The 16,350-nt window shown below is 48.2% G+C and carries 10 protein-coding genes and 1 pseudogene; 2 read left to right on the forward strand and 9 right to left on the reverse strand.

Annotated elements, in window-relative coordinates:
* The 9 genes and pseudogenes from FEK66_RS24025 to FEK66_RS26315 all read right to left on the reverse strand — a co-directional run.
* The coding region (locus FEK66_RS24025) for a Tn3 family transposase (RefSeq protein ID WP_171023579.1) at nt 1-2,129 on the reverse strand (2,129 nt) is incomplete at its 3' end.
* A gap of 31 nt (nt 2,130-2,160) precedes the next feature.
* Entirely contained in the window at nt 2,161-3,732 is a 1,572-nt protein-coding gene (locus tag FEK66_RS24030) for an IS66 family transposase (RefSeq protein ID WP_135494941.1), read from the reverse strand.
* Between the two features lie 19 nt (nt 3,733-3,751).
* Entirely contained in the window at nt 3,752-4,099 is a 348-nt protein-coding gene (tnpB, locus tag FEK66_RS24035) for an IS66 family insertion sequence element accessory protein TnpB (RefSeq protein ID WP_000624622.1), read from the reverse strand.
* Nucleotides 4,099-4,776: an IS66-like element accessory protein TnpA gene (tnpA, locus tag FEK66_RS24040; protein WP_138211625.1), complete on the reverse strand. Its 678-nt coding sequence runs from the start codon at nt 4,774-4,776 to the stop codon at nt 4,099-4,101. Before tnpA ends, tnpB begins: the two co-directional genes overlap by 1 nt.
* Complete coding sequence (locus tag FEK66_RS26265) at nt 4,776-5,057, reverse strand: DUF4158 domain-containing protein (RefSeq protein ID WP_135495056.1); 282 nt, start codon at nt 5,055-5,057, stop codon at nt 4,776-4,778. Before FEK66_RS26265 ends, tnpA begins: the two co-directional genes overlap by 1 nt.
* An 87-nt stretch (nt 5,058-5,144) precedes the next feature.
* A complete protein-coding gene (locus FEK66_RS24050) occupies nt 5,145-7,535 on the reverse strand; it encodes a DEAD/DEAH box helicase family protein (protein WP_135494942.1) in 2,391 nt (796 codons plus the stop codon).
* Between the two features lie 26 nt (nt 7,536-7,561).
* On the reverse strand, nt 7,562-8,137 hold the full coding sequence (locus FEK66_RS24055; protein WP_135494943.1) for a recombinase family protein: 576 nt from the start codon (nt 8,135-8,137) through the stop codon (nt 7,562-7,564).
* 497 nt (nt 8,138-8,634) lie between these two features.
* Nucleotides 8,635-9,753 (reverse strand): LPS O-antigen length regulator Wzz(fepE), encoded by a 1,119-nt coding sequence (gene wzz(fepE) / locus FEK66_RS24060; protein ID WP_135494944.1) that lies wholly within the window; start codon nt 9,751-9,753, stop codon nt 8,635-8,637.
* A gap of 1,164 nt (nt 9,754-10,917) precedes the next feature.
* Nucleotides 10,918-11,887 (reverse strand): annotated as a pseudogene (locus tag FEK66_RS26315) (transposase).
* A 141-nt stretch (nt 11,888-12,028) separates the two neighbouring features.
* Between FEK66_RS26315 and FEK66_RS24070 the strand changes: the two are divergent.
* Nucleotides 12,029-12,655, forward strand: coding sequence for a response regulator (locus FEK66_RS24070; RefSeq protein WP_135494945.1), 627 nt, complete (start codon nt 12,029-12,031; stop codon nt 12,653-12,655).
* Between the two features lie 105 nt (nt 12,656-12,760).
* On the forward strand, nt 12,761-16,267 hold the full coding sequence (locus FEK66_RS24075; protein ID WP_205714137.1) for a transporter substrate-binding domain-containing protein: 3,507 nt from the start codon (nt 12,761-12,763) through the stop codon (nt 16,265-16,267).
* The last annotated feature ends 83 nt before the right edge of the window (nt 16,268-16,350 follow it).

Here is a 16,350-nt window from a genome sequence, read left to right on the forward strand (position 1 = left end):
GTTCTCACTGTACGCTTACAGTTAATGGCGCGGGTTAACACAGGCTCCAGATTTGGATAGTCGCCGGGCTTGTCATCACCGGTACGATAGAGTTTCTGGCTGGCCACGGCCTTAAGGCGTGGTAGCAGGTCAAACCCCAGCAGATAAGAGAAGGCAAAGGCAACTTCACTCTGTCCGTGGCTGTCAACGTACTGCCGCTCAATATCCATGTCAGTACAGTGGCGCAAAACGCCTTCGATCATGGCGGCAACTTCAGAGGAAGAGCAGCGCTTGAGCTGGGAGTAGATACAGGTTGATTTCTTTTCCACATGCCAGTAAATCATAACGCCACGGCCGCCATACCGGATATGCCATTCCGTCATCAGATTTTGATCCCAGGAGCCAAACTTTTTGGAATCTGAAGCGCAGGATGTTGTCCCTTCTCCCCAGACGGCAGGATTACGAACAGCAAAAATCGTCCGGGCAACCTGACCAATGGCATTGCGTAAAGCTGCCTTATGTACAAAACGACGCCGCACATTCAGCAGTTCTTTATAACTTATCCCGTGGCGTCCTCCGCTGACCCGTTTTAAACCAGTATTGGTTCCCATTCCGTAAAGGCAGAGCAGTAAACGCTGCTGAAGACTTTTTCTGTCGAGGTTCTCACGGTCTGCGACGCTTTTAAAATGATCACTGAATCCAATCCGAAGGTCCGCTTCTTTCAGCACATCGAGCAGGCTGGTCATAGGCCAGCGACCTGCGATCTCACGTTTCAGGCCCGCCAGATTAACGGGCTCCTCCTGGGGCTCAAAGGGGGTTATAGAGATCCTGTTTTTACCCTGAGACAGAATTTTTGCCTTGAGGTTTCTGGGCATATCGCGGTTGAGGGCTGCCAGAGCGGCATTCATCTCATCACGTAACTGTGATACGAAGGCGGTGGCATCAGTGGTCTGACCGAGGTCACGGTAATAATTTTCACGGTTAGCATCAAAATCCTGCGGAAGGTCATCATCAGGATTTCGGTACCTGTCAGCATCCACCACCCAGATTTCTTTACTGCGCAGGCGGCTCCTTAATGCCTGCATAACGCATATCTCGTAGTTTATGCGGTTGATTCGCTTTTCGCCCTGATGCTCTTCAATAACAATGTCATGCCACTTGGGCTGAATCACGCCCTCCACGGGAATAGAATCTTCAAACCGTATATAACGCTGAGTACTGCTCTCATGATCTTTAAGCCAGTCAAGGGCATCCAGTACCGGATGGTGGCGACTGTTACCGGAGCAAAAGGTCAGCGCATCCAGTATTTTGGGCAGCATACGGCGGTAGTGGTTGCTGTAGGAAGACCTGAGGATCTTATGAACCTGTTGCTGGTAAGCCGGGCCCGACGATTTAAATTCTTTCAACAGGCTTTTCAGCGTGTCCTCTCCCGCAATCGGGTACACAACCTCTTTAACCAGCCCCTCAGGATTATTCAATACCGCTTCCGCTATCCGGAATAAAAGTGCCGTTTTGCCATGGACTTTCTGAAAATCTGCGAGCAGCGTTTTAACCAACCGGCGTTCGGAGCGCGCTGACAGGCGATGGACGATCTGAATGAACAACTCAATCAACCCGTCGATTATCTCCCTCTGACGGCTGTACAGAAATACAGCGTAAAGACCGTAACGAATTGTCCAGGGATGCTGCCTCATTTCCCAGGCACTTTCACTGTTCACGCGCTGCCGGTAACGTTGCAAGACTTTTGTGCTGAAAGAGGAAAACATATCAACCGGCAGATGCAGTGAACGTATAAAATTGAGTTTTTCGACCTCTTTTAATACGCTTTCCAGCCCTATACGCCCGGGGTCTGCTTTGAGGTCGCCAAAACTTACTCCCTCAGTGTCATTGCTCAGTGAGGTTTCCATCAAGATTTTGCTGTCAGTGGACAGACTGTCAGCGCAGCACTGGTACAGATGAAGTTCAAACTGTTGAAAAGACGAGCGTACCAGGCGCTCCAGTTCCTTATCGGCGGGACATTCCACCTGGCGCTGCTGAAACCAGCTAAATGCAGCCTCAGTGGCGTCAGCGAGATCAGAACCATGAGGATAAAGGGTATTAATTAGCCAGTCTGAAAACGCGTTTTTATCTGTCGCTGAGACCCGGCGAATAGTAAGCGGCTCGTCAGAACCGTATTGATATTTACTGAGAGCTCAGATCAACTTTCCAGGGCAACAGATCGCGTACCCGGTTTGCCGACCAGTCCTGGATATGTTCAATGACGTAACGCAGCCACTTTTCTGGCTCCACATTGTTCAGACGGCATGTGCCGATCAGCGAGTACAACACCGCCGCATGTTCACCACCGCTGTCGGAACCCGCGAACATCCAGTTTTTCCGGCCTACGGCCACTCCCCGTAAGGCGTTCTCTGCGATGTTGTTGTCGATTTCCACCCAGTCATTACTGCAGTACACGTTCAGTGCATCCCACTGTTTCAGCAGGTATGCGAACGCTTTTGCCGTATCTGAGTGACGCGACAGTGTTTTCATCTGTTGCTGTATCCAGTCATACAGTGACTGCATCAGTGGCGCGGCTCTGGCTTTTCTTGCCGCCAGACGCTGTTCTGCTGAACAGCCCCGGAACTCAGCCTCGATGGCATACAGTTCACCGATACGCTGCAGGGCTTCCGTGGTGATGTCGGTGGGCGCTCTTGCATGCACATCGTGGATTTTTCTCCGGGCATGAGCCATACACGCGGCTTCCGTTATTCTGCCGGATTCGTATAACGCCCGGTAACCACCGTAAGCATCGGCCTGAAGCACACCGCTGTAACCGGCCAGGTGATTTTGTGGATGGATACCTTTCCGGTCCGGACTGTACGCGAACCAGACCGCCGGGGGCATCTGTGAACCGGCGTTACGGTCATCACGGACGTAGACCCACAGCCGGGCTGTCCGGGTTTTACCGCTGCCCGGCTCCTGGACCGGGACGGGGATATCATCAGCATGGACTTTACCGGGCATCAGCACATACTGGCGCAGGACGTCATACAGCGGCTCCAGCAGTTCAGCAACAGCACCTGTCCAGCGCCCCAGTGTGGCACGGCTCAGCTCCACTCCCTGACGACGGTATATTTCTGACTGGCGGTATAACGGCAGATGGTCTGCATATTTCCCGGTGACAACATGGGCCAGAAGCCCCGCTCCGGCATAACTGCGTGCAATGGGTTTTGAAGGTACTGGTGCCTGCACGATATGGTCGCACCGGCAACAGGCCAGTTTCGGACGTTGTGTTTCGATAACCTTAAAGGCGCTGCTGATAAGCTCCAGTTGCTCTGACACATCACATCCCAGAGAACTGAGTTCACCACCACAGGCAGGACAGCATTCCTCTTCCGGCCGGATAACCCGGGTTTCACGGGGAAGTGAGGCCGGTAACGGTTTACGGGCTGAAGACTGGCGCAGGGCGGATGGCAGTACCGGGTCATATTGCTCACCCAGCGTTTCCGCCATTTGTTCCTGAAGTGCGCTGATTCGCTCCTGTGCTTCCTGTATCTGCCGTTCGGTTTTTGCACGAAGTTTTTCTGAGCTTTTACCGAACTGCATACGTTGCAGTTTCGCAACCAGCGCCTTCAGCCGGTTGATTTCGGAAGCATAAGCCGCCACCCGCTGTGAGAGCAGGCGGTTGTATTCAGCCATCTGGCGGATGGTGTCCTGTTGCGTCTGCAACAGTGCCCGCAGGCGGGCGTTCTCATGAGCAAGTGAGGTGTCCATATCCTCACTTTACAACGGGTTATATGCGGATTCCAGCGCGTTCCGTTCGTTTCGGGTGCTTCCAGTTGATACCTTCAAGAAGCATGGATAACTGAGCCGGAGTAAGGTGCACCTTGCCGTCACGGGTGACTGGCCAGACGAAGCGGCCCCGCTCCAGGCGTTTGGTGAAGAGGCACAGTCCGTCACTGTCAGCCCACAACACTTTTATCTGGTCACCCCGGCGTCCGCGGAAGATGAACAGGTGTCCGGAGAACGGGTCATCCTTCAGGACGTTCTGAACTTTTGATGCCAGGCCGTTAAAGCCATTTCGCATATCGGTGATACCTGCAACCAGCCAGATACGCGAACCTGCAGGGAGAGATATCATCAGTGGCTGCTCCCTTTTATTTCGCGGATAAGTGTCTGTAATAACGCCGGCGTCAGTTTACCTTTAAGCCTGAGAGTTCCGGCCGGCAGAACCAGCTCACAACACAGACTGTCGGACGGTGTATTTATCTGCTCTGGTTCCTGTGCGGGGGCCGGGATTTTATTATCCGGCTCCGGCGTTAACGTCACGGGAAGCAGTGCCGGCATATTTTTTCCGGAAGGCAGCAGGCCACCTTTCCGGTATTGATGGCGCCAGTTGAAGAGCAGGTTATCGTTGATTCCGTTTTCCCGGGCGATCTGCGCCACACAGGCTCCGGGCTGCAGTGACTGCTCCACTAAGGCGATTTTAAACTCATAAGGGAAGTTGGGCCGCCGGGGACGTTTTTTTACCACGGGGGCTTCGGATATAACGGTGCTTTCAGGACGTACGACTGGTACCGTGGAAAATTGTCCGTAAAGGCAGGCATCAAGTTCCTGCTCCGACATGCCTGCGGGCAAAGGCCACGAAAGGCCAGCTCTCCGAAAGCGCACGAACATACTACAACCTGTTGATTTTGGTACACCCAGGCGACGCCCGGCCACAACCCGGGGTAAATGTTCTTCAAAGTGAAGACGTAAAGCTTCAGTGATCCAGGTCCGGTGTTTCATACGATAGTGTCCATTAAAAATGATGGACATTATTTTTGTAGAGCCGGAGGAAACAGACCAGACGGTTTAAATGAGCCGTTACGGCGAATACCCAGGAAGTTAAGGATCTCCTTACGATGCCGGGCTCCGGTTCGCCCTGACCACTCATAGTCCTGAAGCCCGGGAACTTCAACGTCCAGCTGATTGGCTAAATAGTGGAGTGGCGTTTCCGGGATCTCATTGATTGTCGAAGGGAAACGACCTGTATTCTGATAAAACTTAAGCTGAACAGCAAATGGAAGGTGGTTTCTGGCTGGCTTGGTTTTGAGCAGTCGGGTTTATTCAAACTTCAGGCTCCAGTGTTCTGCCAGCTCATCAATATCCCAGATCCGTTTCATTTTGCCGTCCCATTATCAGTGTTACCACAATGTTAATTTTACGGGGGTTCCTGAATCTGGTCCTGAAACATTTTCAGTCACGATCCGGTACCCCATCGCCTTATAACCCTGCTGACGTTTATCCCACATTCTGAGCAGCGCAGGATAACCTGAATCCACAAAATCGATTATTCTGACATCAGTTTTGCCAGCATGAGCCCTGTGGAGACGGCCGGCATACTGCTGTAACGTACCTTTCCACGACACAGGCATGGCGAGAACCAGCGTATCCAGTGGAGGATGGTCAAATCCCTCGCCGACCAGTTTACCTGTTGCCAGCAGAATACGGGGCGCATCTGACGGCAAAGCATTCAGCTCGGAAATAAGCATCGTACGCTTTTTTTTCGATAATCTTCCGTGAAGAACAAGGGGCGATAATTTCAGAGAGGCCAGTGCGGATGCTATATCATCCAGGTGGTCGGTGCGTTCAGTCAGTACCAGTACTTTACGTCCCTGTTCGAAAGCGTTCCTGGCTTCGCCAGCAATGGCTGAAGTTCTCTCCTGATCCATCGCAATTTCCCGGAATACATCCTGTATTCTGGCATCAGATGGCAAATTCCCGGGCGTAAATCGGGTACGGGATACGACTTCCAGATTATGGGGGCTTTCTTTCGGGCGGGCCGCCGTATGACGAATAGGTCCGCAGTGCATAAATATGATAGGATGCAAGCCATCCCGTCGGACTGGTGTTGCAGTCAGACCAAGTACATATCTGGCATTTGCCTCTTTCAGTATGGCATCGAAGGAAACCGCGCCAATATGATGGCACTCATCAACGATGATTTGACCATAATTTTTAACAAGCGGGTCCACCTCACCATGCCTGGATATTGACTGCATCACCGCAATATCAATTTCGCCACCAGGTTTATGTTTTCCGCCCCCGATAACGCCAATATCATTACTGGTTTGCAGAAACAACCGGAGGCGCTCCTGCCATTGTTTCAACAATTCGGTGCGGTGTACCAGTACAAGTGTATTGGTTTTTCGACGGGCGATCGCTGCTGCCGCTGTGACCGTTTTACCAAAAGCGGTTGGTGCACAAAGCACGCCGCAGTCATGGAGCAGTAACTCAGAAACCGCAGCTTCCTGGTCCGGTCTCAGTTTTCCCAGAAAAGTCACATCACATGCAGCTCCTGCAAATCGTTCATCTATGATTTCACTGGCAATGCTGTTGTCGCGCAGTAAAGATAACGCGGCATCCAGGCACCCTCGGGGCAAAGCAATGTGCTGAGGGTAATTCTCCGCACAGCCTATTACACGGGGCTTATCCCAGACCGACATACGCATGGCCTGGGCTTTATAAAATTCAGGGTTCTGGAATGCAGCCAACCGGATCAGTCGGTTGACCAGCGCCTGAGGTAATTGTGTTTTTTCGAAGTAGATCAAATTCGCAAGAGTGATCTTCAGTGGGGCCGACAAGGAAATGTTGAGCCTGGTTCCTGATAATTTTTCAGATTTCCATGGTGTGGCCAAATCTTCTTCGTTGATAAAGGTCACATCCAGAGGGTGAGTATTTCCGATGGCCCGTAATATCGTAGGCTCAATATCATGAGCGTTCATCGGTATCACCGACGCAAGGAAAGCCCACTGATCAGGATAAGGCCGGAGGGTGGAATCAACAAAAATACTCCCACCTGACTCCCGCGGCCCTTTTTGCAGAGGTAGCGAAATCAGGTTACCGAATCCACCTTTTGGCATTATATCCTGATTCGGAAACAACCGATCATAAGAGCTCAGCTGGAGCTGTCGGGTCCGGCTACAGGTATGGCTGATAATAGCCGTCCCCAGACGGCGGGCATCCCGGGCCAGAACACGGGACGCAAAAAACACCCAGACATGAGCCCCCTGACAAGATCTTGATACCTCCAGTGCTGCTGGTACACCAAGTTCATTGCAGGATTGCATAAACGCTGACGCATCGGCCTGCCATTCTGCTTCGTCAAAATCAACGGCCAGAAAATAACAGAAGTCATCTTCCAGCAAAGGGTATACACCGATGGTGTGTTCGCCTGCCAGATGCCGATAGATAACGGGATCAGATACGGGAACAAGCTGTCGGTTAGAGCAGTCGCTACATTTTATCCGCGGTTTACCACATATACCTAGCTTCCACTCGTTGGCACAGGCAGGAGAATAGCCCGATTTTCCGCTGTTTTTACTTTCCCAACGCAGGGCCCATACATCGTCCCGCCCGCGGAACAGTCGGCGAAACAGTGCAACTTTGTCCGCAGTAGATAAGGTTGATAATTTTTGCACCGTAACCTGCGGCTTAATTCGCCACTCAATCCCATGGGTTTCAAGTAACGAAATTAACCGGACATTTTCTGCCCGCAGTGCCGATAATTCATCGCTGTCAGATTTTCGAACCATGCGCTGCTGTAAATCCCCGCATAGATTTATGTCTGTCTGCTCTCAGACATCCGGTGTCTGGCGAGAAGCCGTACCACAGTGGAAGGATGAACACGGAACAGTCGGGCGGCATCCGCACCTGTTTTCTGACCCGATGTGACGAGCAAGACAATCTCTTTTTGCTGCTGTGGCGTTAATTTGGGGCGCCGTCCACCAACCCGACCGTCCTGACGAGCCGCTGCAAGCCCGTTCCGTGTTCGTTCACGAAGCATGGCGCGTTCAAATTCAGCAAAGGAGCCAACGATCTGCATCATCATCCTTCCAGCCGGAGTGGCGGTGTCAATATTTTCGGTAATGCTGCGGAAATCCGCCCGCGTGTTTTCAATCTTCTCCAGCGTCAGCAATAAATCCTTCAGCGAGCGGGAAAGACGGTCCAGTTTCCATACAATGACCTGATCACCTTTGCGTAGCTGCTGCAAAAGTCTCTGTAACTCGGGGCGATCCCATCGGCCGCCCGACGCTTTTTCCTGGAATATCAATTCACACCCGGCTGATTTTAGTGCTGATATCTGGGCCTGAGTATCCTGTTCTTGTGTCGAAACCCGGGCATAACCGATGAGCATGATTGCGATTTCCTGTTGCCATTTGATTTTATATTGCAATATATTTTTGCAATGCACAAGGCCGCATCGTCACGTTGGAGCAGGAGAGGTTGCATAAACGTTCGTTTATGCGTGAAGGTGGAGGGAAGAAAAGTTGGCAGTTATCGCAGCTACCCGGTCACTACCCCTACTCTGCGCTTATCTGCTCCATTGCCAGACCATGTTGCCCTCCGGGGAATGGACCTACGCTTTCCATAAAATGACGAACTTTAGGCGTCGTTCGTCACGGGTAATAGGTGCTATGATCGGCATCGCTCAGTCCGGTTGGTGGTTTGTGATGTTTGCGATTGATCAGATCACACAATCCGGGCTGAGTTCCCTCAAAGTGATCTACTATTAGGCGCAGCTATTTATAACCCATACATCATTAAAAATGAGCGTAGACAGCTATAGTCCTGTATATTGTGGAAACAGATGTCCATAGCTCAAGTGATTAATGAATACAGTCTTTTTGTATTTTATCTCATAATCAGGACATCTTTACTTGATAATGTGGTATGGCGAAGCAACACCCCACTGCATGCGACCATGCAGCCAACCACTGCAGACAGAAATACTATAATCTCTTTACTTGGGCCATCTTTTTTCATCGGAAATGACGGGGTCGCTTGATATTGAAATGGGATGAATTTAATATCACCTATATTAGATGTCGTTAATTGTTGAACAAAATACTCACGATTCCGTAATTCACTATTAAGTTCTGAAATGTCTGTTATGTTTTTTTTGATCTTTAACTTGCGTTCAATACCATCAGTTCCTAGGGAAATAGAAAAGTCAGGATCATCTCTCACTGCCTGACCATTACTATAAATTGGTTTTTTTATCCCTGCAGCACGAGCCACCTCCAGTGAATAATTGAGCCTTTGTATATCGGTATCAAGATGGTTTCTAATTTTAATCCGTTCAAGTGCAAGCATTTCCTTTTCAGTCTGGATTTTTATTTCCAGTTTGTTACGTATATCATTCATGAAATCTTTAACGACAACGTTTGAAATATAATCTATATACTCAGACAATATAACCTGCGCTTCTTCACTGGTTTGACCTGTATACATAAGCATCCAGGATGTATATGGCAAAACGTGATTTTGATTTTTGCTATTATTGCTAGCAGATTTCATTTTTTCACTCAATGCTGAAGTCGTTCTATAGAAATTTATTTTGTCTATATTTCCATTTTTCAGTTTATTCATTACATAAACTGATGAGGTTAAATATTTCTCCAGCAATAAAGTAGACTGAAATTTCTTGATAAATAAATCAAAAACAGCACTGCGGTCAACGTTCATGCCTAGGCCCAGCACTTGCAGACTGGTCAGTTTTTTTTCCAATTCTCCCCACTGAACTGTTTCAGCAGGAGTAACAATGGCTATGCTGGTCCATTTTTGTGGCAACATCGAAGTTACAAATAAACCAACACAGGAAAAGATGAGTATGGTGATTAGAATAAAAACTTTTGCATTATACAATGATAAGATTAATTTCAGTAAATCAATCTCATTATTTTTGGACTGTACTATATGCACATCAGTAAGTTGCATGTTTTTTTTCGGTTTAACATTAGGTGATGACATGATATAACATCCTGGATACTTTCCATAAAGTGAATAAAATTCTTGTCAATTGGTTAAAAGGAACTATTCAAACTTCCGACACCTCAACCCCAGAGGGATTTATAGAATGTTATTGCCATATATGACCTGGCACAACCAGAAAATTAAAGACGCCATTATCTTTGACATTTTTTGTTAGAGATTTATTTGATAGGACGACGTAATTAATGCGATGGCTCTATTTGTTTTTTACATTGTGCTGAATCAAGAGCGTTTTTAGAACGCAATGTTACCTATATTGTAATCTGTGTATTACATTATTTCAAGTATTCGTTAATGTTATTTTTCTGTATTCTAATAATATTAAAAAACTTAAAACTCTAGGGGCGACTGACATGTTTACGTTATTTTTTAAATAGTAATGTGATAGCCCGTTATCGTATGTATGAATGCTGACGCTCTACTGGTTCCCGAGGATATCATTGGCGGCGGTTATACTAAGGGCAGCATAATCTGGTCGCAGATTAAAAATTTTTGGCCTGCGAGGGCAATCGAGGTTCCCGCGTATTGCTGTGATTTATCTGACCGATACTACTGCGTCAATTAATGCACGTAATAATCTGATTACGGTGTTCGGATCCTCGCGTTGATACTACCCGAAAACAGCAGGATTACGCCGAACAGGCATTTTTTCTATTCATGATTGTTTTGTGGGATACCAACAGATGTTCTTATCGTGCATATTTTCTTATTTTAGAAGCAGATAGCCCTGTTGAACATAACTGTTCGACGCTGTTGTGTTCCCTAGTGTGGTGCAATTTTTTAGATAACGGAAAACAGCATTGATACTTGTATTCAGCGGTCTTGTTCATCCGGAGTTATTTAATAAAAAACCATTTTACTCAAGTGATAAAAAATTTCATGACTCATGAAATTAATTATGAACAATTCAATCAAGAATGCACATCAGAAAAAGACATTAATTACGTAATAATTAGATGATTATCATGTAATCGATGGACTACAAAATAATAAATTGAAGTGAATGCGTTGTGTTATTAAACTAAACTGTAATACTAACTTCAGCGTTGTAAGGTGTCTTACTCGGCGCTGCACCGTAACAGGCCCCCCTTTTGGCTGCTCCCCGCCCAAAAGAGCGAGGATTCCCACTTCACGGAGCCGAAGTTAAGCCGCATTAAGCTGTTCAGGATTTACAGGCTCTCCGTGGACTAACACTGCCAGCCCAGCGGCTTTTGCCGCGTTAATGTCACGATCATGGTCTGCGCCGCATTCAGGGCAGTGCCATTTACGAATATCAAGAGGCATTCTTTGCATGTTGAAACCGCAACAGATACAGCACTTTGAGAACGGGAAAAACGAGTCAATAGCGACCATGCTACACCCTGTCCACTCGCCTTTGTACCGGAGCTTGCGAATCAACTCGCGTCTGCTATTGCTTGGAATAGCGACGGGTTGCGTATCATGTTTTTAACCTTAAGAGATTCGACGCAAACAACCCTGTTATCGTTAATCAGTTTGCGGGTCGCCTTGTGCAGAGCATCCAGTCGACAATCGGCAATTTTCGCGTGAGTCGGGCAACCTTTAAGTGTGCTCTTGCGCGGTTTTTCGGGCTTCTGGCCTTCCTGCTTAACCGGCGCTGGTGTGCGCCAGGCGTGCCGCGTATTTAGAGGTATGGCGGGGATTGCTTTGTTTAAATCCGGTATCGGTGATGAACAAATTTTTAAAACCAACATCAATGCCGACCGTGGAAGCGGTGATCGGCAGTGATACAGGTTCAAACTCGCAGAGACAGATCACGAAATATCGTCCGGGGGCATTGCGTGTGATGGTGACAGTAGAGGGTGGAGACGGCAAAGGACTCGACCAGCAAAGAAGTTAGCAAATGCTTGCTGTTGGTGGTGTAGCGACTGCTGAAGCGGTACACAGGAAACGTTATTGAGCTAGGAAAATTCTGGCTCCTTTTTCTGTGCCGTTAAGCGTGAGCTGGCCTGTACGTAACCAATTGTTCGTAATACGCGTCAGTGCGCCAGCGAAGGTTTGAATTGCAGACAAAACGCACGCAGCCGAACGTTTGGGCCAGTAGCTCAACCTGATCGGGTGTTGGATAAAACTTATATTTATAGGCGCGTTTCATGGCTGCACAAAATACACGTAAAAATGTGAGAGGTTTTGACGATGGTCAAACAAAAAAAGTTAGGTTCTTTAGCCCCCCCTTTCCTCACCGCCCCATGTACTGCACCTATTTTGTTGGGCGATGTCTCCAGGGGGCTTTCTGATGAGTAATGTACTGATTGTGGATGATCACCCGGTTGCAAGAATAGCCGTCAGAATGCTACTGGAGAGTACTCATTTTACAGTGGTGGGTGAGACCGATGATGGACAGGAAGCCTTGTCGTTAGTGAATCAGTTCCAGCCGGACCTAGTTGTTGTAGATATAGATATCCCTATGCTCAATGGTATTGAGGTGGTTCAGAGATTACGTAACAACGGGTTTTCCGGGGGAATACTGATGCTGACAGGCAAGGACGACAACCACTATGTAAGACGTTGCGCCAGTGCTGGTGCCGATGGTTTTATCAGTAAGCGTAACCGTATGTCAGAATTGCATGATGCGATCCGCGCAATACAGGGCGGTTATGGTTATTTTCCTATTAACCGTGCACGAATCGAAGCAGCCAGTAATGTCCCTGGTGATGATAAAGAAAAAGTAGCTTCCCTCTCGTCAAAAGAGCTACAAGTACTGCATTTTCTGGCTAAAGGGATCAAAGTCATCGACATTAGCCAGCGGATGATGATCAGTGACAAAACAGTCAGTACCTACAAAAGACGCCTGATGCAAAAACTTGAATTGCAAAATATGGTTGAGCTTTACGATTTTGTCCAACGAAATAATCTTAATTAAGTATACATTATGAGAACGGTATGGTTCTGCTGTCTTATCCTGTTTGCTAGCTTTTCCGATGCCGAGGAATCCCGGGCTGTGCGACTGTATAGCCGGGAGAGCATAATGCCATTTAAACTCACTCTTGGTGAAAGCGACTGGCGGTGGCTGGGAGAAAAACAAAGCATTAACATCGCGACCTATTCCCCTGAGAATCCTCCTTTTATGCTGATCCCTGAACCGGGAATCCTCGAAGGAATCGCTGCTGACTACACTTTGCTTACCCTGCACTACCTCGGTTTGCGTTTTAAAACACTACATTATACCAGTCGAGCCTCTGCGCTGGAAGGGTTGCAGACGGGTGCAGTGGATGTCGTTCTGGAAGATGGCGGGGTCCTGACGTTGCCACAGGGACTCGTAAGTACCCCCTCCTATATGCCAGACCATCCGGCATTGATCTCTCGGGAAACGGTGATGTCCAGCCAGCGTCCAAGCATACAATATGCGCATATTGCGATGGTCCATGAATATCTCAGCGACGAATGGGTGACAAGCAATTACCCGGGAGCCCATATCACTCGTTACGCATCAGTACAAAGTGCGCTCTCTTCCGTCGCATTTGGCGAAAATGATTATTTTATCGGCAGTATTACCGCTGCCACCTATCAAATAGAGCGAAACTATACCTCGACCCTGACAGTCGCCGATATTTTTACGGATATTGAGTGTGGACCAAGGTTTGTTTTTCGCGCCGATCAAACGGTACTACAACGTTCATTTAACGCGGTATTGCAGGCAATTCCCGCTACACAGCATAAAGTGATTTTTCGTCAGTGGAGCCAGGGATCTAATCTGTGGCGCTTTCAGTCCCGCCTGGCTCTGACCGAAAGAGAAGAACGCTGGCTAGCGCGTAACAGAGAATTGCGAGTGGTCATCAACCCTCTGTTTACCCCCTTCACCCTGTTTGATACGCAAGATCAATTTCATGGTATCTCTGCCGATATTTTGCGACTGATACACCTGCGTACCGGCCTCAATTTCAAAACCGTTGAAGCCTATTCCGTGAAGGAAATGTTTGATTTGGTCAAAGAGCATAATGGCGACTTTATCGCGGCGATGAGCTACAGTCCGCAGCGCGATAAACAACTCCTGTTTACTCGCCCATATGTGTTGCCACCGTTTGTTCTGGTCGTACGGGATACGCTTAACGCGCCAAAAGATCTGAAAGAAAAGCTTACGGTAGCCGTGACCCCCGATAATAATCTGCGATTTTGGCTCAAAGAACATTATCCCTCATTAACCATAATTGATGCGGACAATGCCAGCCTTGCCATGCAGATGGTAAAAGAGGGTAAAGCTGATGGTTCAGTAAACAATCTGATGGGAGCCCGCTATCTTATTGATCGCTATTTTCGCGGCGAATTGCGGATAGCAGCGAGTCTGGGTGAAGAGCCAGCGCGAATCAGTTTTGCTGTTGGGCGCGATCAGCCAGAACTCTATAGCATTCTGAACAAAGCTCTGGCCGATATTCCACCACAAGAGATATCTCTGATTGTCAATAAGTGGTTAGGGGTACCGGATGTTAAACTGGATACGTGGATAGTGTATCGAACAGAGTTTTACTGGCTGGCAGGTATTTTCGCAATCCTCGTTATAACCTCACTAATCTGGAACTACTACCTCCATCGTGAGATCTATTTACGTAAAGAAGCACAGGCGAAGCTACAGGAGCAGGTCGCCTTCAGGGAAATTCTGTTTGATGGTACCCCAGTGCCGGTGTACGTTACCGATACCAAAGGGAATATCATTAGCTATAACCCCGCCTGGACCCAATTTTTTGCAGAGGGTGAGGTAGCATTAAACCATGGGAACCTCACCTCCTTACAACACCCTCAGTATGAAATTTTTCGTGATCTTCAGCCTCTACTGGAAGAAACAGGAAACGAGACGCCCTTACCCCAACAATACAGGATCAGCAACGGAAAGGAAGAGCGGGTTGTTGTCCATCGGGCTGTAACGTATAGAGATCATACCGGCGCTATTGCCGGCTTAATTGGCTGCTGGCAAGACACTACCGAACATGAATCATTGCTGGCGGCCCTCTCCGATGCCCGGGAGCGGGCTGAACAGTCTAACAGAACGAAAAGCTGTTTCCTTGCCACAATGAGCCATGAAATACGTACGCCGATTAGCGCCATTATTGGGTTACTGGAGTTGGTAGTAACATCTCCAGATTGTCAGTATGTGGACAGTGAAAAAAAAACCATACAGGTTGCCTATGAATCTGCTTTGACGTTGATGGGTCTGGTGGGCGATATTCTGGATATGGCGAAAATTGAATCCGGGAAGCTGGAACTGACTTCGAACTGGGTTCAACCTGATGCTCTGGCTCAACCCGTAGTCCTTGCCTTTGAGGGGCTGGCGAGACAAAAAGGGTTGCAGCTTGACTATCATGATGATGCCCTACATCCGGATGAGATCAGTATTGACCCAATACGAATAAGGCAAATACTTTCTAATCTTCTTAGTAATGCCATTAAGTTCACGGAGCATGGTTCGGTCACAGTTACGCTTCAGTGCCAGACAAAGAGCACGACCGAGGCGATGTTAACGCTGACAGTAAGCGATACTGGCAAGGGAATTGCTGAACACGAACAGGCAGATCTGTTTACGCCTTATGTTCAGACTGAAATAGGTAAGATTCAGCAGGGCACCGGACTAGGGTTAGCAATTTGCTCACAACTGACCACCATGATGAAGGGAACCATTGAACTCCATAGCGAGCCAGATCGGGGAACTCGCATCACAGTAAAAGTTCCCGTTCACTATCGCCAACAGCAGGCTCCACCGTCAGAAATTAGTGTACCGATTGTGACTGGAAAAAATAGGCCACTGCGCATTCTGGCCGTGGACGATCATCCGGCGAACAGACTCTTGCTCACTCACCAACTTACCCGCCTCGGGCATTATGTGACGGAGGCCGAAAATGGCGAACAGGCGCTAAGAATCTGGCAACAGCAAACGGTAGATCTTGTGATCACCGACTGTAATATGCCTGTAATGGATGGTCTGGAACTGACACAACATCTACGAGAAAGACAAACTGCCCCCCTGACAATCTTGGGACTGACTGCAAATGTCCAGCCGGAAGAGCGTATTCGCTGTATGGCTGCAGGTATGGATGACTGCATGTTTAAACCCCTGCGTTTATCACAGCTTGATCAAATATTACAACAAATCCCGCTATATCATTCTCAAAAAAATACTCATTCTCGCGCAACGCTGGGTGAGCTTGTCGATCTTACGTCATTGCTTGCTCTGACGCAGGGAGATCGAGGTTTACTTGTGACCTTGTTGCGTACAACCTGCGATGAAAACAGGCGTGATATGGAGCAAAGTCGAACTCATTTTAACCACAAGGACTGGAAGTCCATGGCTTGTAGTCTGCACAGACTTGCTGGCGCTGCACAAATTATTGGTGCAGGCAATGTGGAGAGTAGCTGCCACTATCTGGAAAAATATTGCGAAAATACCGACTCGCCGAAACAAGCACACATTGAACGACATCTTGAACAAATACTCACTGAACTTGATGAATTAAATCACGTAATTGAGACCTTAATTTCAAGTTGACTTTTTTATTGGGGCAGTGACCGGGTAGCTGCGATAACTGCAGAGCGAGGTGAACCGCCCCGAGAATCCTGGAGACTAAACTC

Source organism: Escherichia sp. E1130, from assembly GCF_005781065.1.
In the GTDB taxonomy this organism is placed as follows: Bacteria; Pseudomonadota; Gammaproteobacteria; order Enterobacterales; family Enterobacteriaceae; genus Escherichia.